The organism is Carnobacterium funditum DSM 5970 (assembly GCF_000744185.1).
Classification (GTDB): Bacteria; Bacillota; Bacilli; order Lactobacillales; family Carnobacteriaceae; genus Carnobacterium_A; species Carnobacterium_A funditum.
Window position 1 is genome coordinate 852634 of record NZ_JQLL01000001.1, and the last position, 22985, is coordinate 875618.

Annotated in this window: 22 protein-coding genes and 2 pseudogenes; 4 read left to right on the forward strand and 20 right to left on the reverse strand. The window is 32.3% G+C overall.

Translation table 11 applies throughout. The features are described 5' to 3' along the window. Positions 1-152 precede the first annotated feature (152 nt). The 4 genes and pseudogenes from BR44_RS03900 to BR44_RS12135 all read right to left on the reverse strand — a co-directional run. The gene (locus BR44_RS03900) at positions 153-1511 is read right to left on the reverse strand and encodes an FAD-dependent oxidoreductase (protein WP_034550756.1); all 1359 of its coding nucleotides are present in this window, start codon (positions 1509-1511) and stop codon (positions 153-155) included. A gap of 297 nt (positions 1512-1808) precedes the next feature. Continuing rightward, positions 1809-2924 carry an AI-2E family transporter gene (locus BR44_RS03905; RefSeq protein ID WP_034550757.1) on the reverse strand — a complete coding sequence of 372 codons (1116 nt, stop codon included), beginning with the start codon at positions 2922-2924 and terminating at the stop codon, positions 1809-1811. 207 nt (positions 2925-3131) lie between these two features. Continuing rightward, a complete protein-coding gene (locus tag BR44_RS12130; protein WP_425393572.1) occupies positions 3132-3383 on the reverse strand; it encodes a zinc-binding metallopeptidase family protein in 252 nt (83 codons plus the stop codon). A gap of 61 nt (positions 3384-3444) precedes the next feature. Next, positions 3445-3654 (reverse strand): annotated as a pseudogene (locus tag BR44_RS12135) (peptidase M42); the annotation flags it as partial. Between the two features lie 341 nt (positions 3655-3995). On the opposite strand from BR44_RS12135, the gene BR44_RS03915 reads away from it, so the two are divergent. Beyond that, a complete protein-coding gene (locus BR44_RS03915) occupies positions 3996-4430 on the forward strand; it encodes a GNAT family N-acetyltransferase (RefSeq protein ID WP_034550759.1) in 435 nt (144 codons plus the stop codon). Between the two features lie 331 nt (positions 4431-4761). On the opposite strand, the pseudogene mtnN reads toward BR44_RS03915, so the two are convergent. The 7 genes and pseudogenes from mtnN to yjbM form a co-directional block, all read right to left on the reverse strand. Next, a pseudogene (gene mtnN, locus BR44_RS11050) lies at positions 4762-5112 on the reverse strand (5'-methylthioadenosine/S-adenosylhomocysteine nucleosidase); the annotation flags it as partial. A 176-nt stretch (positions 5113-5288) separates the two neighbouring features. Continuing rightward, entirely contained in the window at positions 5289-5573 is a 285-nt protein-coding gene (locus tag BR44_RS03925; protein ID WP_051912496.1) for a hypothetical protein, read from the reverse strand. A gap of 3 nt (positions 5574-5576) precedes the next feature. Then, on the reverse strand, positions 5577-6560 hold the full coding sequence (locus BR44_RS03930; RefSeq protein WP_245592915.1) for a ComEC/Rec2 family competence protein: 984 nt from the start codon (positions 6558-6560) through the stop codon (positions 5577-5579). Between the two features lie 125 nt (positions 6561-6685). After that, positions 6686-8050, reverse strand: a complete 1365-nt coding sequence (gene mgtE / locus BR44_RS03935; protein ID WP_034550762.1) for a magnesium transporter — start codon at positions 8048-8050, stop codon at positions 6686-6688. Positions 8051-8078: 28 nt separating this feature from the next. Then, entirely contained in the window at positions 8079-8975 is an 897-nt protein-coding gene (locus tag BR44_RS03940) for an RluA family pseudouridine synthase (RefSeq protein ID WP_034550764.1), read from the reverse strand. Beyond that, a complete protein-coding gene (locus BR44_RS03945) occupies positions 8965-9777 on the reverse strand; it encodes an NAD kinase (protein ID WP_034550766.1) in 813 nt (270 codons plus the stop codon). Before BR44_RS03945 ends, BR44_RS03940 begins: the two co-directional genes overlap by 11 nt. Before the next feature lie 37 nt (positions 9778-9814). Next, entirely contained in the window at positions 9815-10477 is a 663-nt protein-coding gene (gene yjbM, locus BR44_RS03950; protein WP_034550767.1) for a GTP diphosphokinase, read from the reverse strand. A 199-nt stretch (positions 10478-10676) separates the two neighbouring features. Here yjbM and BR44_RS03955 point away from each other — a divergent pair, with 199 nt between their 5' ends. Together BR44_RS03955 and BR44_RS03960 are read left to right on the forward strand one after the other, a co-directional pair. Continuing rightward, positions 10677-11267 carry a CYTH domain-containing protein gene (locus BR44_RS03955; RefSeq protein WP_034550768.1) on the forward strand — a complete coding sequence of 197 codons (591 nt, stop codon included), beginning with the start codon at positions 10677-10679 and terminating at the stop codon, positions 11265-11267. A 157-nt stretch (positions 11268-11424) separates the two neighbouring features. Beyond that, positions 11425-12093: a DsbA family protein gene (locus tag BR44_RS03960; RefSeq protein ID WP_051912497.1), complete on the forward strand. Its 669-nt coding sequence runs from the start codon at positions 11425-11427 to the stop codon at positions 12091-12093. Positions 12094-12412: 319 nt separating this feature from the next. Here BR44_RS03960 and pepF read toward each other — a convergent pair whose 3' ends face one another. From pepF to opp3b, 8 genes are all read right to left on the reverse strand, one after another. Further along, positions 12413-14239, reverse strand: coding sequence for an oligoendopeptidase F (gene pepF, locus BR44_RS03965; protein ID WP_034550769.1), 1827 nt, complete (start codon positions 14237-14239; stop codon positions 12413-12415). A gap of 56 nt (positions 14240-14295) precedes the next feature. Further along, positions 14296-15462, reverse strand: a complete 1167-nt coding sequence (locus tag BR44_RS03970; protein WP_034550770.1) for a competence protein CoiA — start codon at positions 15460-15462, stop codon at positions 14296-14298. A gap of 122 nt (positions 15463-15584) precedes the next feature. Then, a complete protein-coding gene (locus BR44_RS03975) occupies positions 15585-16259 on the reverse strand; it encodes an adaptor protein MecA (RefSeq protein WP_034550771.1) in 675 nt (224 codons plus the stop codon). A gap of 208 nt (positions 16260-16467) precedes the next feature. Further along, positions 16468-16866, reverse strand: coding sequence for a transcriptional regulator SpxA (gene spxA, locus BR44_RS03980; protein ID WP_034550772.1), 399 nt, complete (start codon positions 16864-16866; stop codon positions 16468-16470). A gap of 347 nt (positions 16867-17213) precedes the next feature. Continuing rightward, positions 17214-18155, reverse strand: coding sequence for an ABC transporter ATP-binding protein (locus tag BR44_RS03985; RefSeq protein ID WP_034550774.1), 942 nt, complete (start codon positions 18153-18155; stop codon positions 17214-17216). A 2-nt stretch (positions 18156-18157) separates the two neighbouring features. Continuing rightward, positions 18158-19252 carry an ABC transporter ATP-binding protein gene (locus BR44_RS03990; protein ID WP_034550776.1) on the reverse strand — a complete coding sequence of 365 codons (1095 nt, stop codon included), beginning with the start codon at positions 19250-19252 and terminating at the stop codon, positions 18158-18160. 14 nt (positions 19253-19266) lie between these two features. After that, entirely contained in the window at positions 19267-20313 is a 1047-nt protein-coding gene (opp3C, locus tag BR44_RS03995) for an oligopeptide ABC transporter permease (RefSeq protein ID WP_034550778.1), read from the reverse strand. Then, on the reverse strand, positions 20314-21261 hold the full coding sequence (gene opp3b, locus BR44_RS04000; protein ID WP_034550779.1) for an oligopeptide ABC transporter permease: 948 nt from the start codon (positions 21259-21261) through the stop codon (positions 20314-20316). Positions 21262-21516: 255 nt separating this feature from the next. Here opp3b and BR44_RS04005 point away from each other — a divergent pair, with 255 nt between their 5' ends. Continuing rightward, a complete protein-coding gene (locus BR44_RS04005) occupies positions 21517-21879 on the forward strand; it encodes a DUF3899 domain-containing protein (protein WP_034550780.1) in 363 nt (120 codons plus the stop codon). Positions 21880-21954: 75 nt separating this feature from the next. On the opposite strand, the gene lplA is transcribed toward BR44_RS04005, so the two are convergent. Continuing rightward, positions 21955-22974, reverse strand: a complete 1020-nt coding sequence (gene lplA, locus BR44_RS04010; RefSeq protein WP_034550781.1) for a lipoate--protein ligase — start codon at positions 22972-22974, stop codon at positions 21955-21957. Positions 22975-22985 lie beyond the last annotated feature (11 nt).

The window sequence follows — 22985 nt, forward strand, 5'->3', positions numbered from 1 at the left end:
TACAAAAAACTTCTTGACGAAAGATTGAACCAAATAAAGATAGTTTCAATCATTAATTAGTTTCTTTTCAGTTACTATGCGTAAAATAAAGAAGGAGGAAAGGACAAATGTCCCTTCCTCCTTTCCTTCGATTCTAAAAATAGTATCCTAAATTATTTTTCAGCTAATTTTCTTTCTTGTTCTACTGCTGCTTGAGCTAATATATTCAAGTAGTTCCAAGGACGGTCAAAGTGAGGCTGGAAGAAGAAATCAACGTATGCTAAATCTTCAATAGTCATTTTATTTTGAATAGCTAAAGAAAGAGTGTTAGCAGATTGTGTTACATCATATTTAGACATAATTTGTCCACCAACGATGCGATTTGTTCCCACTTCATAGACCAATTGCATTAAAACTTCTTCAGTGGTCGGCATAAATTCCGGACGATAATTATCTTTAACCAAAACAGAACGAACATCTAAATCAAAATGTGGTGCGCCACTAGTAGTTACTCCTGTTGAACCAATATTAAACCCAAATAAATATAAACCAGATGTTGATTGAGTTCCTCTGTATTTAACTTTTGGTTCTACAATATTTTTCCCTACCAGTGTTCCCATACGAACAGCATTCGTTGCTAAAGGAATATAAGCATGTCCACCATTTGGATTATAGTTTACTGCACAGCTATCTCCTGCAGCATAAATATCAGAATTACTTGTTCTCATGTAATCATCTACAATAATTGCTCCGTTTGGTAACATATCTACTTTACCTTTTAATAAATCGTTATTAGGACGGAATCCTACGCACAAAACAACTAAATCTGCTTCATACTCACCTTTGGGAGTTACAACAGACACAACTTCACCAGCTTCATTAGCATTAAAGCCATTTACTGTTTGGTTCAACGCCATTTTAATGCCACGTTTTTGCAAATCTGCTTCTAATACGTCTGTAAATTCTTTATCTAAATATTTATTTAAAATTCGGTCTAAACCATCGATTAGTGTTACCTCTTTACCAGACTCAGCAAAAGCTTCAACTAACTCGATACCAATATATCCACCACCAACTATTGTGATTTTTTTAGCATCTTTTGATTTAGCAATTAATTCATTTGCTTGATTATAATTTTTGCACAATAAAATATTTTTATGATCAATACCAGGAATAGGTGGGATAATTGGCCAAGAACCTGTAGTGTTAACTAACTTATCATACGATTCTTCAAATACTTCACCTGTTTTAATATTTTCAACAACTATTTTTTTAGCAACTGTATCAATTTCTTTAACATTGTGTTCCATTTTCACTGTTGCACCCATAGCTGTTAATTCTTCAGGGTTTGAATAAAATAGCCCTGCTGGGTCTTTTACTACACCACCGACGTATAGTGCAATTCCACATGATAAAAATGAGATATTATCATTACGTTCAAAAACTGCTACTTTTGCTGAAGGGTTTTCATTTAGAATTGTTTTTACCGCTGATGTCCCAGCATGAGTACAGCCAATTACGATTACTTTCATGTTGTAATTCCTCCTATTATTAACTTTTTATTGGATTTGTTTAATAAAATTAACACCATTTAATTGGTATTATTCTTCACCAAACACAATTAAACTATATCACAATATATTTAAAAAAGGAAACTTAAAGAATTATTTCACTAAATAATATTAGTGATTTAATGTCATTTAACTAATTTATTTCATTAAAACAAACATATTATTTCATTAAAATAAGCATCAAAAAGAAAGATATCTTTCTTTTGGATGCTTATTTTAAGTATATAGATACTATATTGAGTTTTTGGAAGAACTGTATTACTTTTTATTGTCTTCGCCTTGTAAATTTTGGTGTCTCTTTTTTATATTTATCATATCATGTAAATAGACAACTATCGTTTTTACAACTGCATAGAATGGCACACCTAAAATCATACCCAAAAGTCCAGCGAGATTTCCTGCAACTAATAAAATTACAATAATAGTTAAGGGATGTATCGCTAATGTTTTTCCAATTACGTTTGGCGAAATGAAGTTACCGTCTATTTGTTGCACCACTAAGACAACTAATGCCACCAAAATTGCTTTTGTTGGAGAAATAGTTAAACCAATAATGACTGCAGGTGCTGCACCAATATAAGGACCAACATAAGGAATAATATTAGTAATTCCTGCTATGATTCCTAGCAACAATGCATAAGGCATACCTATAATTAAGTAGCCAATGAACGTAAAGATCCCAACCATCAAACAAACCAATGATTGTCCACTAATATACGAAGCAATCGTATTATTCATTTGACCAAGCAGCTCAATCATTTGTCCTCTAAATTCTTTTGGAAAAAATTTTGCTACTGCTGGTCGAAAATGTTGTCCGTCTTTAAACATATAAAACAGTATAATAGGAGCGGTAAATATAACAATAGTGGTATTCGCAACTGCTCCAAAAATTGAACCTACACTATTTGTAATTGCTGAAAAAACAATATTAGCTATATTTCCAATAGATAAATCTAATTTGTTCATTGATTTTTCTATATTAAAGTTTTTTAACCAAGGTTTTTGAATAATTTCTCTAGAATAATCTTCCAAGGACTTAATTAAGTCCGGGATATTAGAGATCAATTGCCCAATTTGATTAACTAAAATAGGAAGTACTGAAACAATCAAAATAACAACTATTCCTAGAAATAAAAGCATAATAATTATAATGCCATACTTACGTTTTATGTTAGTTTTTCCCATTAAATTAATTATAGGATTCAAAAGATAGTACAAAAATCCTGCTACCAGTATCGGTGTAAACAACGTTGACACAAATGTTGTAATTGGTTGAAATATAAAATCAATCTTTGTTGACATAAAAATTAAAGTTGCTATAACTAATAGCCAGATAGACCAAAACATTAATTTTGATTTCCTGAAGAGTTCCATTTTTCCATCTCCTTTTTTATACTGAATCCATCATAGAGCTTAGTAAATAATTTCCAACTAATTTCTCCGTTACTTCTATTAAAAACCTATGAGTTCTTTCATTTGCATGGCTAGCATCGATTCCTGCACCGATTAACGCATGACGAACATCTACTACTGTCTTTCAGATACAGAGTATTCATCCGTTTGTTGATTGTCACCAATAGCTCACATATCTACTACTAAATATTCTACTCCTTTTTCAAATATATTTGAGTTTCCTCCATATCCAATTTCTTCGTTATTAGAAATAAAAAATTGAGTTGTATAAGGTAATTCAATTTTTTCTTTCATTATTTTTTCTAAAAAATTTAATAATAGGGCTATACTTTCTTTATCATCAAGATGGCGGGATTTAATAGAGCCACTTTTTGTTACCTCTGTTCGAGGATCGAAATTAATAAAATCTCCGACTTCTATACCTAATTTTTTGTTTCTTCCTTACTTTGAGTTTTTCATCAATACGAATCTCCATATTTGTTTAATCTCTTTGAACTGTACCGGCTTCTTTATAGACGTCAACGCCTGTCTGATGTAAAAGAATTGTTCCTGTATACGTTTCTCCATGAGAAGTCTGAATAGTACAATATTCACCTTCAATCGCATTATATCGAAACCCTCCAATCAGATTCATTTTCAAGCGACCATCCGGATTTATAGCCTGTACCATCGTTCCAAGTGTATCTACATGAGCGGTTACTAGACGTTATTTTTGTGGTCTTTTCATTTAACAGTTCCTATTAAACTGCTTTTATTATTCTCATAAGCATCATATCCTAATTTTGTAAGGATTTGCTTTATTTCTTTTTATTATTTGACTCGTGTTTCCAGTTGGAGAAGGTATATTGGCTAAATATTTCATCTATCCAATTGTTTTATTATTCATTATTTCACCTCCATCTTACTGTTTTCATCATTATATGTTAGTGGTGATAGAAAATAAAGATTTATTCCTACCGTTCGTCTCCTCTAGAAACATCCTATTTTCTATGTTATTCTTAGAGCCAGAATAACGTAGAAAGAAGGTAAGTTATGAATTATTTTTGGTCAACTGATTTAAATTCTACTATCTATAAAGATTCATTATCTATTCGAAACAAGGTTTTTGTAGATGAACAACAAGTACCACCAGAAATGGAAGTAGACGAATTTGAAACTCTAACCACATATGTAGTCGGCTATTTAGATTCAATTCCTGTTGTTACTGCTAGACTTTTGCCAATGGATCAACGCACCTATAAGGTACAACGTGTAGCTGTTTTAAAAAACTACCGTGGCAAACAAATTGGCAAACAGATTATGGCTGAAATAGAACGCTTTGCGATTGAAAAAAAACGTGTTTCTTTAGTTTTAGGAGCTCAAGACCAAGCTATCGGATTTTATTCCTCTTTGGGTTATTCGATTAATAGTGAAGGCTATTTGGATGCAGGCATCCCTCATCACGATATGATTAAAAGCTTAGTTTAACCACGTTACTAGTTTAAACAATAAGATTTAAAAATAAAAAATAATGATCATATTTCCCTATTAGAAAAGGAAATACGCTCGTTATTTTTTTATTTGCTCAATTCCACCAATTAATCAACGAATTTTTCAACAAACAACATCAATGTTTCTGCTGCAAGATTCCTATTTTTTCAAAACCTGCTTCTGCATTTTCACCTGCTATATCTGATAACCTTCTAATATTTATGAATGGAATAGCTTAGTGATAGGCTGTTTGATGAATAGCAGTCCTTCCATTTCTGCAGCTTTCGCAGTTGGAAATCATCTTCTAATTTCTTCTACTCTTTTTTTATCACTCATAAAAGAATCTGCTGTAAGGATTAAAACCGCATATTATTTTTTGACTAGTATCTAATTCAACAAATACTTTAAGAGCAAGTTCACTATATTTATCATCTACTTGGCAACTAGCTAGCATTTCTGGAACTTGTTCTAAAGTATAATTAAAAACAGTTGCATCGACATCGCAAAAAATTGATTCTGTTGAGATAACGATATCCCAAATGCACAAAGAGCGATCCATCCCTCCTGCAAAACCAGTGTTTAAAATAAAGTCAGACGTAAACCGTTCTATTAAAATCGCTGTAGACAATGCAGTATTCGCTTTACCAATTCTAGATTGAACTAAGACAATATCATTGCCATTTAATAATCCTTATTCGAATACCGCATTAGCAACTGTGATTTTTTCATTCCCATCTTTTCTCGTAAAGACCTAACTTCTTCAGCCATTGCAGCAAAAATTGCGATTTTTATTTTTTCAAACCTTCTTTCCTTATTTTTATTGTTCAACCAAATTAGCGACTAACATCACACTTTTCAACTATCCTTTAGTCTCTTCACCTGATATTTTTTTCCTTCCGTTCTTTTAATTAGGATTTCTCGTTTTGTTTTTACTTTTTCCAAACGCCTATTTCTTTCATTCGGAATTAAATTAATTTTTTCAATAATCGATGGTCGATTTGATTCATAATAGATTTCAAAAACATCACCTAAAACTACTTCATTAGGTAAATTCCATCTACTTATTTCAATTGGATCATTGCCATTATCAGGAATCAGTCGAGCAACATCTCCTTCTAATTCTTCTAAAATTACTCGCATTTTCTATTCCTCCTTTTCAGTTTCAACAATAAATGTTCCATCTTTATTAGCTTTTATCGTAATCGTTCCATTTTTTTCCGTTCCATAAATAGGAATATTCATTTTGTTTAGTCGATCTACTGTTTCTAATCCCGGATGACGATAACCCTTGTTTTCACCTGCTGAATAAACACTAATTTCCGGATTTATGGCTTCTACCCATTCTTTACTTGTACTGGTTTCTGAACCATGATGACCCATTAAAAGTAAATCAGCGTTTAAATTTGCTCCATCTTTTATGATATTTTTTTCAACACGTGAAGACGCGTCTCCACTAAATAATCCACTGAAATTAGTAAATGAAACCTTAGTCACAATAGAATCATCATTTGGGTTGTTTCTTAACTCGGTCCCAGGATTTAGCACTTCTAGATAAAAAGGACCAACTTGATGTGTTTCTCCATTTTTTGGTTCAACATATTGTGTATTGCTATTTCCGATTGCATCCAGTACACGTTCATAAATTTTACTGGTTGAATCATAGCCGTTCATCCATACTTCTTGAACATCATAATATTGCAAAATCAAATCGCCATATCCAATATGATCGGAATCATTATGAGTGAAAATCAGTAAATCAATTTTCCCACCCGTTCCAATGTAGCGGTCTAAATAAGTCAAGATTTTTTTATCTTTATCTTCGTATCGACCCGTATCAATTAAAATAGTTGTTCCATCATCCGATTGGAGTAACGTCGAAGATCCCTGACCTACATTTAAAAAATGAAATTGTGCATTCTGAACAATGCTTTGATTATTATTATTTGTTTTTGTAGAATGATTTTGAAAAACAAGAATCCATTCTTCTTTAAATTGATTTATTTTTTCACTAATATAATTAACTGGCCTATCATTTCTCCCTAAAAACAATCCAATTGTAAAAGAAAAAAGAATAATAAAAATTAATGTCGCTACTTTCATTTGTCGATTTTTTTGTTTTTTTGTCAATTTTTTCTTTTTTTTCCGATAAACCACTTTATTTCAATCCTTTACTATTAAAAAAAACTTTCTAAAAAAAGAAAGTTGTCTTTATTGATTTATTTTCAACTTTTTTTCTATTACCCCAAAAAAAATTATATAAAAAACTTCATAAAATAAGCTGCAATATTAAAATAAATTAAGACACTTGTTAAATCACTTAGAGTCGATATAAACGGTCCGCTTGCGACCGCGGGATCAAAACCTAGTCGATCCATTAAAATAGGAATCAAACTTCCTGCTAAATTGGCTACAATAATTGCAAAAAGCATCGCTGTTCCAATAACAAAACCTAGAATAAAGTTATCTTTCCAAATACCGATTACTAAAAAAATAGTAACTCCTGTTGTCAAACCTGTAACTACACCTGTTAAAACTTCACTGATAACTAGACGACTAAAACTTTTGCTTTTGTCATCGTTGTCTGCTAATTTCCTAACCGCTACCGCTAATGATTGGGTTCCTGCATTACCAGCTGTACCAGTTATCAGAGATATAAAGACGGCTAAAATACTAGCTTCACTTACTAACACTTCATATCGACTGATTAACGATGCTGTTCCCATTCCTAGAAACAATAACGTAATCAACCATGGCAACCGCTTTGAAGCTGCTATAAAGGGATTTTCAGATTGCTCGCCAACATCAACACCGGCCAAACCGGAGTAATCACTTGCGGCTTCTTCATCGATAACGTCAATAATATCATCAACCGTGATGACGCCTAAAAGATAATCATCTTTATCTACCACGGGAACAGCTAAGAAGTTGTAATCCCGAATAGTTTTAGCAACATCGTTTTGATCATCTGTTACATTTACTGAGATAGGACGATCTCCCATTACATCCGAAACTAATTCATCGTCTTCATGAGTAATTAAATCCCTCAAAGAAATAACACCTACAAGTTTTTCAGCAGTATCTATCACATATATGTAATAAATGGTCTCTGTATCTAAAGCTTTGCTTTTTAAGATATGCATAGCGTCTTGAATTGTTTGTGTCGCCTCCACTGAAACATATTCAGTTGTCATAATCGAACCTGCTGTCTCATCTTCATAATGAAGCAGTTCTTTTATTTCATTTGCATTATCGGCGGTCATCATATTTAAATACTTACGTAAATCTACTTTTTCTAATTGATTTAAAATGTCTACCGCATTATCCGTATACATCTCACTCAACATGTCAGCCGCGTATTGAGGATCCATTTCTTTTAAATAAACTTCAACAGACTCTTCATCTTCTTCCAGAATTTCAAACATATCCGCCATTTCTTTTGGTGAAAGGTAAAAATACATTCGCTTTCTTTCTTCTTCCGTTAATGACAAATAATATTGACCTTGTTCATAAGCATGTAAGGATAAAAATTCGAAACGAAATTCTTCTAATTTTTTTTCTTCTAAATAAAGCTTCAATAAAGCTAATTTTCCTTCCATTTCTAATTGTGCTTCATTCAATAATAAGGCTCCTTTCTAAAAGGCAATTCTATCCATTATTATGTTTGAGCCATTCTGATATATCTTCGGGATAGTCTGCTTCTAATACAATTTTTTTGTGTGTGAAAGGATGGATAAAATCTAATTCACGACAATGTAAAGCTTGTCTTTTTATCCATTCATTTTTTTCTCCACCGTAAAGATCATCACCCATCAATGGGAAACCAATATGCGCAAAATGAACACGTATTTGATGAGTTCTTCCCGTATGCAATTGGACATCTACTAAAGTTGCTTGATTATACCTTTCCTTTACCCAATATTCAGTCAAAGCTGTTTTACCTTTTGGATGAACGATTCTTCTAATAATGGAGTCTTCTGGTCTACCAATTGGAGCTTCTATTTTCCCATGTAATTCATCTGTTATTTTCCCAGTTACTAGAGCAACATACTTTTTATGTAATTGCTTTAATTTCAGCTCTTTGTCTAATAAAGCATGAGCATAACCATGTTTAGCAAACAGCATCAAACCGGTTGTATCCCGATCTAAACGTGTAACAATGTGGATGACCTGATCAATATAATTTTCGCGTACGTAATATCCTTTTACACGATTGGCCATGGTACCTTTTGGATGAACCTTTGAAGGAATTGAAGCTACACCGTAAGGTTTATTGACAATTAAAAAGTGTGCATCTTCATAAATAATATCAATTGGAATATCGATAGGCATGGTCGTATCATAACCTTTTTCATCTGGTATGGTGATGTCTACTTGATCCTTGTCTTCAAGATAATATACGGCATTCTCTTCGCGGTGATTAACTTCAATTTTCCCACCTTGAAATTTTATTTTTGCTAGTAATCCTCTCGAAATTCCTTTTGTTCTTAAAAACGTTTTTACTTGTTGTTTTTCCGATGACTCATAAATCCAATTAAACTTCATATTTATTTTTCGCTCCAATAAACGCGTCTTCTACTCTACTCCAAAAATGTGTATGCCGATAACGAGCAAAATGAATACGCTCCTCTGCTATACAATATTGTAATTCAACGATATTTTTTTCAGATGATGATAATTGATCGACAGTCAGTACAAATCCATCTGTTGTAACGGGTCTTATTCGTATCCACTCATCTGGTGCTACTATCATTGGCGAACTTAACGTCCTGAAAACTCGATTATTAATAGATGCTATCTCTGCTAACTGAATAGCTTCCAGTCTAGGATGAATAATCGCTCCTCCAACTGATTTATTGTATCCAGTTGAACCTGTAGGAGTTGAAACACAAAGTCCATCCCCTCTAAATCTTTCAAATAGCTCATCCTTAACAAACACGTCACAAACCATCGTCCCATCTACACGTTTCATTGTCGATTCATTCAATGCTAAAAAATGAGAAGGCTCTTTTTTCCCTTGATAACTCACTTTGATGTCTAATAATGGATAACTGATGCTTTCTCCTTTATCTTCAATTAAGCTTGCTACTAAATCTGGAAGTTCATAATCACGCCAGTCCGTATAAAAACCTAGGTGTCCTGTATGCACTCCGACAAAACGTATTTGATTTAACAGGTGTGCATAACGATGGAAAGCTGATAGCAATGTTCCATCTCCACCTATTGTGATAACTAAATTAGGGTTTTTATTATCTATCTGAATCCCCTTTTCAACCAACATTATTCGTAACTCGGCTACTAATATTAGGGACTTTTCGTTATTATTATGAACAATAGCTATTCTCACAACTCTTTCCTCCTATCCTAAAGCAATTAACTTGTATTCATTTAGCATTCTTATGTTTAATTTTTTTTGATTTATCTCGTTGGTTATGTGAAAACATTTGTTGTGCTTCTTGAATTTCTTCTCTAATTTGAGACATCTCTTCGTCTAGTTGAAAAACAGCTTCCGCAGCTCTTTTCAATCGAATCTTGATATCTTCTGGAAATTCACCTTGGTATTTATAATTTAAAGAGTGCTCAATGGTTGCCCAAAAATTCATTGAAAGTGTTCTTATTTGAACTTCAGCCAAAATTATTTTTTCGCCTTCAATGACTTGTACAGGATATTCAAATACAACATGATAAGAACGATAACCACTCTCTTTTTTATTTGTGATATAATCCCGTTCTTCTATAATTTTAATATCGTTTCGATTTCTTAATAAACGAACTACTTCATGGATATCTTCCACGAATTGACACATAATTCTTAAACCAGCTATATCTTGCATATCTGTTTCCAAATGTTTTAATGGCACATTACGTAGTTTTGCTTTAGCTAAAATGCTATCTATCGGTTTTACTCGTCCAGTAACGAATTCAATCGGAGTGTGCAAATTTTCTTTTCCAAATTGTTTTCGAATCCCTTTTAATTTAACTTTCAATTCTTCTACTGCTTGTTGGTAGGGTATTAAAAAATCTTCCCAATTCATTTCTTCTTCCATTATTTCAACCTTCTTTATCGCTCATTTTAACACTCGTTCACGTAAATATTGCATATATACCCATTTTAACATATACGGTTTAAAATAAGAAATAATCGAAATTTACAAATATAAAATAAATATGCTATTCTATTTGTGACTCGCTTTTTAAAGTTGACGGTACTATAGTTTAATTAAACTAGTTAAAGGAGTGAAAAATATGAGTGAAGAATTTGAAATAGAGTTTAAAAATAAATTGTCTGCTAAGGATTATTATAGGCTTCTTAATTATTATAAGGCTGAAGAAGGAGACTTTTTTATACAAGAAAATCATTACTTTGATTCTACTCTCTGGGAGTTAAAAAAAATGCATGCTGGCTTAAGAATTAGAGTACTTGATGATACAGCTGAATTAACACTTAAAACACCACTTAACAAACACTTATTAGAAACAACAGACTACTTATCAATTATTGAATCTGAAGATTTATTATTAAAAGATCAGATTTATTTTACAGGTCATGTAGCAAGAAAACTAAGAGAACTAAATATTAATCCAAAAGATATGCATTTAATTGGCTCGCTTAAAACTAAACGTTTTGAAAAACAAACTTCTGTGGGGTTAATCGTACTAGATCAAAGCTTTTATGGAGAACAAACAGATTTTGAATTAGAGTTCGAAGTACATGAAGCTCAAACCGGAGAAATCGCTTTTGATACTTTTTTAAAAAAGCATCAGTTAAAAAAAAATCGTTCAGAAAATAAAATTGTCAGGATGATCAATAATTCACTAAAAAATAAAGCTGAATAAAAAAATAGAAATGTGACTAAAATGTGACTGCCACCCTTTTTTTAAAATCTAGTATGAGACTTATTGATACTATTTTTTTTGAATCTTTGATAAAATAAGTATGTTGTAAATAAAACAACAATGTTTTTAATACTATACAAAGTAAAGGTGAAATAAGATGTTATCAAGTACGCATTCCAGTAAAGGGAATCAATACAAACAAGTGACAGAAATTTATTTGTTCATCAACCCTATTGGATCTGCATGTTATCAAGCGGAGAAAGGATTGTTGGACTTTATCGAGTCAAACGAAAAAAAAATTCATTTCCACTTTATCCCTGTCCACAATTTCAAGACATTTTCTGATTACATGAAAGCAAAAAAATTACCCAAAAATGACTTAGATTTAAGAAACAAACATTTCTTTCAAATCTACGAAGCGTGTCTAGCTTATGCCGCTGCATCAATGCAAGGTAAAAAGAAAGGCCGTATATTCTTAATGGCCTTACAACAAGCTATTGCGATTGACAATCAGCCCTTCTCACAAAAACTAGTTTATGAAACGGCCTTGAAATCTAATTTAGATATCCCTATGTTTTCTGAAGATAAACAATCAGAATTTGCTAAAACCGCTTTTGAAGCAGATCAGAAAGTAGCGCGTGAAATGCATGTTCTTTCTAACCCTTCTTGCGTCGTCTTCAATGATCAGAGCTCCAATCACGGATTATTAATTGAAGAGGATATCAATTTTGAAACGCTACAAGCATTGTGCAATGAAGGCAAAGATAAGAATCAGCTAGCTTTTTCTGGTAGAAATAAAAAAAAGAATCATTTGTTTGTTCTTTAAGTTAATAGCACGAAAAGTAACTATCCATTTAACTGTAGATATAAACGACTAATTTTTAATAGATAAAAAGACCTTCAAATGAGTGGATTTGGAGGTTTTTTCATCTGTTCATTGAACTATACCTTTTTATACGAAAAGAGGCTGGAACACAACCAAATGTTTCAGCCTCTTTCACATATCAGAATTTTCATTCTGGAACGTGCTCCAAAAAGCAAATCCAATATCCACTTCACGAATAATGTTCGATGGTCTATGACCATCTTGCGCTTTTCCATGAAGTAATTCGGGTCTAAACGCTTAATATCCCACTCCCTAATGATTACAATTCACTATTTTTACTATCTGCAATAACTTCTAATTCATCTAGTCTTAATTTGAATACCTCCATAGCTTCTTTGATATAAGTTTTTTTAGTCATATCTACCCCAGCTTTTTTCATCACATCGATTGGATAATCACTGCTTCCAGACTTCAAATAAGTTAAATAATTTTCTAAAGATTTACCTGAATCATCTTTTAAAATTTTACCAGCAAGTGCAGTGGCTGCTGAAAATCCTGTAGAATACTGATAGACATAATAATTATAATAAAAATGAGGTATTCTAGACCATTCATAAACGATTTCTAGATCTTCTGAAACAGATGGTCCATAATAGCGGTCGTTCAATTTTTTATAGGCCTGATTTAAAAAGTCTGCAGTTAAGGGTGTACCTTTTGCTGATTCTTCATGTATAAAATGCTCAAATTCAGCAAACTGTGTTTGCCTGAAGATGGTTCCTTTAAAACCATCTAAATAATGGTTTAAAATGTACGCACGTACCTCAGGTTTTGTTTGAGTTCTCAACAAGTATTCCGTTAAAAGATTTTCATTCGTTGTCGAAGCTATTTCTGCTAGAAATATAGAATAATCACCATAAACGTACGGTTGATTTTTTCGTGTGAAATAACTATGAACACTATGACCTAGTTCATGAACTAATGTGTAGAGATGATTTAATGAATCATGCCAATTTAATAAAATATAAGGATTTGTATCATAAGCACCAGATGAATAAGCTCCACTTCTTTTTCCTTCGTTTTCTATTACATCAATCCAACGATCATTAAAAGCTTTTTCTAACACAGACTGATACTCTTTACCTAATGGCTTTAAGGCTTCTAAAACTGTTTCTTTTGCCTCGTCATAAGTAAATTTAATACTAGCTTCTCCCATAATAGGTGTATACATATCATACATGTGTAATTCGCTAACCGAAAGAAGCCTTTTTCTTAATGTTACATAACGATGGAGTAAATCAAGGTTATCATCAACTACCGTTAACAACGTATCATATACGGCTTCGGGTATGTGTCCAACAGACAGTGCTGCTTCACGTGCCGAGCGATAATGATGGACAGATGCATTATAATTATGATACTTAACATGAGAGGATAATGTACTTGCAAACGTATTATTTAGTCCTTGATAAACGTTATATAATGCTTTGAAACCTGCCTCTCTTAATGAACGATCTGTACTTTCCATTACTTGGCCATATACACCATGAGATAGTTGAATCGTATTTCCGTTCTTATCATTTATAACTGGAAACTGAAGATCGGCATTATTTAAAACATTAAACGTCCGACTTGAAGCTCCAAATATTTCTCCCGCTCCAGCTAACAAAGATTCTGCCTCGGCTGTCAAAACATGTTTTCTAGTAGCTGTCAACTGATCAATAAAATGTTGATACATAGCTAAATCATTATTTTCTTTTAAAAATTCTGTTAGCTTTTCTTCTGGAATTTCTATTACTTCTGGTTCAAACCAAGATATAGACTCATTAATTTTTGTAGCTAGTGTAGATGCTTGGTCATACATTGCTTGGTATATGGTATTTGTTGTATCTTGATCATTTTTTAAATGAGCATACACATAAATAGTTTCCAATTGATTAGAAACATCTAAGATATATTGGATACTATTTAAAAAAAGCTCAGAACTTTTACTCAACTTCCCTTTAAAATCTGAAATACCGACTATTTTATTTTCTAATTCTTGATAAGATATAAAAAAATCTTCATCTGATTTAAAAATAACCTTTAAATTCCAACTCAACATTTCAGGTACTTCTTCACGTTTTGGTATTTTTTTAAATTCACTCATAGTATTGTCCTCCCTCAATTTAAATCCTTTTTAATCTTACCACATTATTCAATTAATTAAAGAGAGTCCTTTTGGAAAGCTGCTAATTTTTCTTGTTCATTTTTATAACAATATGGCTTTTTTATCAAAACCCATTGGTTAGATTTATTTTTCTCTAAGATAGCTGATTCTATTAAGAGTTGAACGTAGAAATAAATAGGCTTTTTCTGTACTTCTAATGAAATCAAAGGCATCGGATGAAAGACTAGTGATTTATTTTTTATCATTTCATCTATTTGATTATCCAGTTCATTTAAAGTAATTACCGAATTAATTTTATTTGCAGTTAACCATTTAAGTAAGATATATTTCCAAAAATGAGGCAGTGTTTTAATCGTTATTTGTCCTGGCACCTTGAAATAGACTTCTTTCGGAATAGAAATTAAAGAATCACCATTTTGATAAATATATTTTTGAAAAGACACAATTTCAGGAGTTTGATACATTCGCCCTTGATTGAGAAAAAGATGACTTTGTATTAAATCTTTTGGCTGATAAAGATATTTTGTTTTTTTTGAATTTCTTTTAATTTTATCTATCATCATTAAAACCTCACTTAATTTAAAGTAATCTAAATTTATTAAGTAGCTATCATATACTATTCTTTGGGTTATATTTTTTTGTTGAATATTTGAATATAGATATATATTTTTTTTTGAGACATCTAAGAAAAACAGACTAGATGTTAGTTGGTTATCACTATATATAAAAAGACGTTGAAAAGCGGTTATCTTATCAGTAAGCTTAAATTGAGAACCAAGTATCCAAAAAACATCATAACCATTTTTTTTATACCCAGCTGTTCTCTTTTCCATTCTTTTTAGAGGCATTGAACTACATTGAAATTCGATAGCTATTATTCTTGTTTGATTTACCCAAACAAGTATATCGGGTCGCTGATTTAAATTCGGTAGATAGGCTTCTAATTCGCATCTAAGCCCTTGTTTTATAAACCAATCATACAATATTTGCTTTCCTTGTAAGTGTTCTTTTGTTTCACCTTCTGAAAATAACCTGCAGTTAGTTTGATTGAAATGTGAAAAATGAGCTACCTTTAATACACCTTTTTTTAAAAATACACATTCTTTACAATCAGGGCAATAATAAAGATTTCTTCCTCTTATTTCTTCATTCACTTTATTAGCATGGATAGTCTGGTTTTTACCATTTAAAGCTATTAACATGTAGTCACTTCCATTCATACGGTTTTACATAGTATCCGCAAAAAATGCTACATTTATAAACAAAAAACAAAAAAAGCAATTTCCAGAAATTTAAATTTCTGGAAATTGCTTTTTTATAGGTTTTATTTAAAATAAAAACGACTTAATTCTAAAGCATTATTTTCCATTATCGCTTTACCGTGCTCTGCTAAAATCCCTTGAGTAATAGGGGTTCTCTGCGCAAACTCTAGAGCTACTGTGATTTGATCTTCTACACTTCGTTCAGTCGTCTCTTCTGTAAAGAAGATTAAATAAAGAAAATAACTATTTTTATACCAATAAAGTTTGGAAGTAGCATTGTCTAAATATAATTGTTTAGATAATGAGACCATATCTTCAAATTCATTAAATCTCAAAACCACTTCTTGAGTTTGTCTACTTGAATCATTTAGATATTCTTGATCAATATCTTGATCTTGATCATCATCATCATCTATTAATTGGTTTTTTATAAGTTGAGAAAATTCATTTGCTTCAAAATTACCGGATGCTGAAGAAAAATCAATATCTTCATTTAACGGACCACCCTTACTGATAAATAACTCTAATCCATTTCCATTTGGTAAAACTTGAAATGTAATAGCATCAGATTCCTGGAACTTTTCGTCTACATCCACTTCTTCTAAAATACTGTAAAAGAAATCTTCAATCTGTTTATGATTCCCTAAAAGATCTAAAAAGGTTATCCCTCTTTCTTCTAAATCAGTACTTTCAATAAGCACACGGATTGTATTCTCATTTATATGTTCCATCTCCATAGTCCTACACCTCGCTTCTTAACTCCCTACTCACCTTGGTGATAATAAAGAATATTCATACTAACTATTTTAAAGCAAATATATAAAATGTAAAGATAAATGTATTGAAAATAGTAATCTAATAGCAAAGTTTTGAAAAAATTTACAAAAAAAGAGATTGTCATAAAATAAATTTTAAGTGACAAACTCTCTTTGATTAAATTAATTTTTAGTAACCCACGATTCTTTGAGCTCGTAACAATTCGATTGCACGTACTTCTCTTGGCAAGAAACGACGAATTTCATCTTCATTATATCCTACTTGCAATCTCTTTTCATCTACCATAATCGGACGACGCAACAATCCAGGATTTTCTTGAATCAGAGCAAAAAGTTCTTGAAGTGGTAATTCTTCCAAATCAATATTTAACTCTTGAAAAGCCTTCGATCTTGTAGAAATAATCTCTTCAGTTCCATCTTCTGTCATTCGTAAAATAGATTTAATCTCAGGAATATCCAACGGCTCTGAAAAAATATTTCGTTCTTTGTAAGTAATGTTGTTTTCTTCTAGCCAAGCACGAGCCTTTCGACATGAAGTACAACTTGGTGATGTATAAATTGTAACCATATGTTATTCTCCCCTTTTTATTCGGATTGATCTAGTCAATAAATAGTAACTATTAATGGCACCTTTAACTTGCTAGCTTACTCTATTTATTATATATCATATTCCAAGAAATTACTACACTTTTCGTCATTTTTCCGTCACTTTTAAAAAATAAATAGACCTTTAAACTTGATTTTTTTTGTTTATTCGCATTAATAACCAAAAAAACGTTATATGATTAGCACTTACTATTTAAATGCAGATATTTATAATCATTATAATAAGATATTTTATAAAATGTAATAATAAAAAAATACACCTTAAAATGAGACTTTCGTCTTCAAATTAACATGTATTTTGATATTTTTTCATTTCGTGTAATTCGCCTTTTTTTCTTGTAGTGCAGGAATATCTGATTCGCGACAGTAAACGAAATGACCAGGAGTTATTTCTCTTAAAGCTTCTGGTTCGCTATTTACTTCTCTACGAATATAGGGTGTACGAATACGGTTACGTTCATATTCTGGATCGGGTAACGGAACAGCAGAAAGTAGACTTTCAGTATAAGGATGCAAAGGTTTATTATATACCTCATCAGCAGCCGCTAATTCAAGTAATTTCCCACTATTCATTACACCTATACGATCACTAATGTATTTTACCATTGATAAATCATGAGCGATGAATAAAAAAGTTAAATCTTTTGTTTTTTGTAACTCCATTAATAAATTCACTACTTGTGCTTGAATAGAGACGTCTAGTGCCGAAATAGGTTCATCTGCAATAATAAATTTAGGCTTAACTGCTAATGCTCTTGCAATCCCAATTCTTTGACGTTGGCCGCCTGAAAATTCGTGCGGATAACGTGATGCATGATCCGGATTCAACCCAACCGTTTTAAGCAATTCATCAACTTGTTGATTGCGATCTTCTTTTGATGAAGCCAAACCATGTATATCGATACCTTCAGCAATAATATCACGAATTTTCATTTTAGGATTTAAAGAGGCATAGGGATCTTGAAAGATCATCTGCATATCTCTTCTAAATTTCAACATATCTTTTTTGCCTTTTATGCTATGGACTTTCGTACCTTCAAAATCAATCTCTCCATCAGTTGGATTGTACAGTCTAATAATAGAACGTCCTGTTGTTGATTTTCCAGAACCAGATTCACCAACTAAACCAAAAGTTTCTCCTTTGAAAATATTGAAAGTTATGTCATCTACAGCACGCACTTCATTTTTTGTGCCTTCATTGAAGTATTGTTTTAAATTTTTAACTTCTAAAATCTTCTCTTTTTGCTCCATTTTTAAACGCCTCCCTTTACTTCATTTTCAGAATCAAAAATGGAGGTTTCGTTCTTGCTATAATGATTAGCAAATTTTTCTTCATAAACTGCTTGTCTTGCTCTAATTTCAGCAGGTGGATTGGCCTTTGGAGAATCAGGATGCAATAACCACGTAGCTGCATAATGGGTATCAGATACTTTAAATAAAGGCGGTTCAAGTTCAGTATCAATCTTCATGGCAAATTCATTCCGAGGAGCAAATGCATCTCCTACTGGCGGATCCAATAAATCTGGTGGTGTTCCTGGAATAGCATACAGCGCCTCTTTAACTTCTAGTGTTGGCATAGAACTAATTAATCCCCATGTATAAGGATGCTGTGGATTGTAAAAAATCTCATCAACTGTTCCTATCTCTACAATTTTTCCTGCGTACATCACGGCTACTCGATCAGCAACACTTGCAACTACTCCTAAATCGTGAGTAATAAAAATAATTGAAGTCGATATTTTCTTTTGTAGCTCTCTCATTAAATCAAGAATTTGAGCTTGAATGGTAACATCCAAAGCCGTTGTCGGTTCATCTGCAATTAATATTTCCGGATTACAAGCTAAAGCTATTGCGATAACGATTCTTTGGCGTTGTCCCCCTGAAAATTGATGTGGATATTGTTTCATACGCTTTTCAGCTTCTGGCAACCCTACTAAGTTTAATAATTCAAGAGCTCTTTTAAAAGAGTCTTGCTTACTTAATTTTTGATGAAGACGAATCGGTTCCGATACTTGTTTCCCAATTGTCATTGTAGGATTAAGTGACGTCATTGGATCTTGAAAAATCATAGCGATATCTTTACCACGAATTTGTTGCATCTCTTTTTCAGACTTTTTGATTAAATCTTCACCATTAAAAAGAATTGATCCATCTTCGACATTCGCATTCTGAGAAAGTAAACGCATAATACTACGAGTCGTAACTGATTTCCCAGATCCTGACTCACCTACGATTGCCAATGTTTCACCTTTTTTTAAGTTAAAACTGACACCACGGATAGCTTTTACTTTACCAGCGTAGGTGTCGAATGTGATATTTAAATTTTTGATTTCCAATACATTAGTCATTCGTTTTCACCTCGCTAATCTTTCATTTTTGGATCAAATGCATCTCGTAAACCATCAGCTAACAAGTTAAATGAAATCATCAAGATACAAATAACTGCTGCTGGATACCACATTAAATGAGGCAAGAAGCGGAAAGTTTTATATCCATCGTTAATTAACGTTCCAAGTGATGCTGTAGGCGCCGGGATACCTATACCGATGAAACTTAAGAAAGCTTCAAAGAAAATGGCAGCCGGAATCGAAAACATCGTTTGAATGATGATGATACCTGATAGATTTGGTATTAAGTGTTTAAATGCAATTTTGATGGGTGATTCACCCAAGGTTTGAGCTGCTAAAATATATTCTTGATTTTTCAATTTTAATGTTTGAGCTCTAACGACACGTGCCATTGAAATCCAACCGGTAATGGCTAGTGCGATGATGATTGATTGAATACCTGGATTTAAAATAAGCAACATTAGAATAACAACAACTAAATTTGGTACACCTGATAATATTTCTAATAAACGTTGCATTCCGTTGTCAACTCTTCCACCAACCCAGCCAGAAACTAGACCGTAGACGACGCCTATCGTTAAATCAAATAATGCTGCTACAAAAGCAATTAATAAAGAAACGCGAGTCCCATGTAAAATACGAGAAAGTAAATCTCGTCCTAAACCATCTGTTCCTAGATAATAATTCACGTCTTCAGCTACATTTTTTTGTTCATACTTGTCAACTCTCGTGTCTCCAACAACTTGTGTACCATTTAATCCATTAATATTGATACCTGGAATTCTAGGTGGCAAGTTTGCGTGCGAAACTACTTGAATATCAGGATTATGAGGCGAAACTATTGGTGCTGAAACACTTAAAAGGATAAAGATAATTAATACGAACAAGCTAATAACCGCAGCTTTATTCTTTTTTAGTCGTCTCCAAGAATCTTCTAAGAAGCTCAATGACGGTGCTGTTATTTTTTCATTGTCTCCTTTATCTGAGCTACCAGCTGGATTAAACATTTCAGGAGACAGTTTAGTTGTTTCATCAACAACTGTTTGTTTTGATTTATTCATTTAATTGTCTCCTCCTTCAGTTGCAACACGAATACGCGGATCGATTACACCGTATAAAACATCGACTACTAAAATAATACCCACTAACATTGCTGAGTATAAAATGGTTACACCCATAATTGTTGGATAATCATTTGTCAAAATTGATTTTACGAATTGCTCGCCAATTCCTGGTATTGCAAAAATGTTTTCTACTACCATTGACCCAGTCATTAAAGCAACTGCCATGGGGCCTAAAATTGTTACTAAAGGTATTAATGCATTACGAACACCGTGCTTGAACGCTACTGTCCAACGACTTAGTCCCTTAGCACGTGCTAATTCAACGTAGTCACTGCCCAGTACTTCTACCATCTCAGTACGAATAAAACGAGCTGAATCAGCAAGTGGCGAAATAGCTAGGGCAAGGGTTGGCAATACTGATGATTGGAATCCATCGTTCCAAAGAGCAATAGGGAACCACTTCAGGTAAACACCAAAAATTAACTGTAGCAATACCGCTATAACAAAGTTAGGTATTGATCGACCAAGTATTGCCGTAAAGGTCGCTGTAGTGTCTATCCATGTATTTTGGTTCATGGCCGCTATAACACCTAGAATAATTCCTAGGGTGGTTCCTAACACAACAGCTTGAATTCCTAGCTGTAAGGAGGGTCCTACTCTGGTTGATAATAATTCAGTTACAGGAGTATTATTAAATTGGAAAGAGGTCCCTAAATCTCCTTGTAACAAACCTGTCATATAGACTAAGTATTGAATCGGAAGTGGCTCGTTTAATCCATACTTTTCGTTCATGATGAAAATTTGTTCTTCTGATAGCTTGTCCTGGTTACTATATGGAGTTCCCGGTAAAAGCTTCATTAAGAAGAACGTGATCGATGCAATTAAGAATAATGTCAACAACATATATAAGAAACGTTTACCAAGATATTTAGCATAATTTTTCATCGATTTAAGCACCTCCAGTAATTCATTTTTTTTATTCAAAAAGAGAATATACTATATAGAATAGCGTGTTACAGGGATAAATGCAAAAGTTTTTTTAAAAAAATTATATTTTAAAAAAACAAGATTAAAAAGAAATGGCGGAATCACTGGTTTTCTAGCCATTTTATCATTAAATTTTTACTTTAATTTTATTATTGTATTTTATTTGAATATACTGTAAATTGAAACTTATCACTCACTACTAGGAGGTCTAAAATGAAAATCAAATTTACTGTTATTAAATTGACTAGTATTATTTTCATCTTATGTTTAGTTTTAGAATTAATTATTTACCGAAATATTAGTTTTTTGCAGACCACAAATATTACTTTTGTCGCTGCTAGTCTTTTTTTAATCATTAGTCTTTTTTGGGCGGTATTATATTCAGGTGCATTTGATTTCTTTCATTATAGTATGAAAAAAGTAACAGCAAAAATGCGTCGAGAAGAAAACTCAGAAGAACTTGAGGATATTCCATTATCTAAGTCTGTCGGGCAAGGATATAAATTCCCTTTAAAAATTGGAATATCCCTACTATTCATTAGCTTAATAGCTTTGCTTTTTTACTACTTTACTTAAAAATTATTAAACTGTTCAAAAAAAGTTAGGAATAGACGCACCCTCAGTGGAGGTATTCCTAACTTCTTTATGTGCTTAATAAATCAAGTTGATCAATTCTTCTTTAGTAATATTCCCAAAATATTTTTGAATATCAATTTCACTAAATATTTCTTCGATAGCATCCTGTTCATATTTTATGTTTTTTAGTTTTTCTTCAACGTCTGAAATTTCACCTAATCCAAAAAAGTCTCCGTATATTCGTACATTTTGTATTCTGCCTTTTTCAACATTCAATTGAAATTCAACTGATCCGATAGGAAAACGGTAACGGCGAATTAATTCAAACTTAGGAGACTTCCCATAATTCCAATCCCAATTTCTAAAATAGTCATTAGAAATTTTTTCAATTTCTTTCCAGTCTTGCTCCGTTAGTTTATATTCTTTGATATCTTTTTTAGAATCAACATCAAAGATATTTATTAACAATTTATCACGAAATTCTTTGGTTGTCATATATTGATACTCTTCAGACAAATAAGGCCGGATATTTGTTACACGGCTTCTGATTGATTTTATTCCTTTAGATTCAATTTTGTCTTTCCTAACCTTCAACGCTCCTACAACTGCTTCTATATCACTATCAAACATTAATGTGCCATGAGCAGTCATACGCCCATTTGTCGAATACATAGCATTCCCGGAAAATTTTTGACCATCAATTACTAAGTCATTCCGTCCGATTAAAGCCGCTCCCTCGACCCCCATTTTGTGTAAGGATTGTATCACTGGTTCCGTAAATTTCCCGAAATCTCTAAAGGAATTCCCATCATCTTTTTTGATAAAACAAAATGAAAGATTTCCAAAATCATGATAAACTGCTCCTCCACCTGATAAACGTCTTACAACGTGAATATTATTTTTTTCAACATATTCCATATTTATTTCTTCAATAGTATTTTGATTACGTCCTATTATAATAGACGGTTCATTAATATAAAAAAGTAAAACGGGTTCCTCTAACAAAACATTTTTTAATAAGAATGTTTCTATTGCTAAATTAATCCTTGGATCAGTAATTTCTTTTCCATTACGCTCATTTGCTACATAATACATCTTTTGTTCCT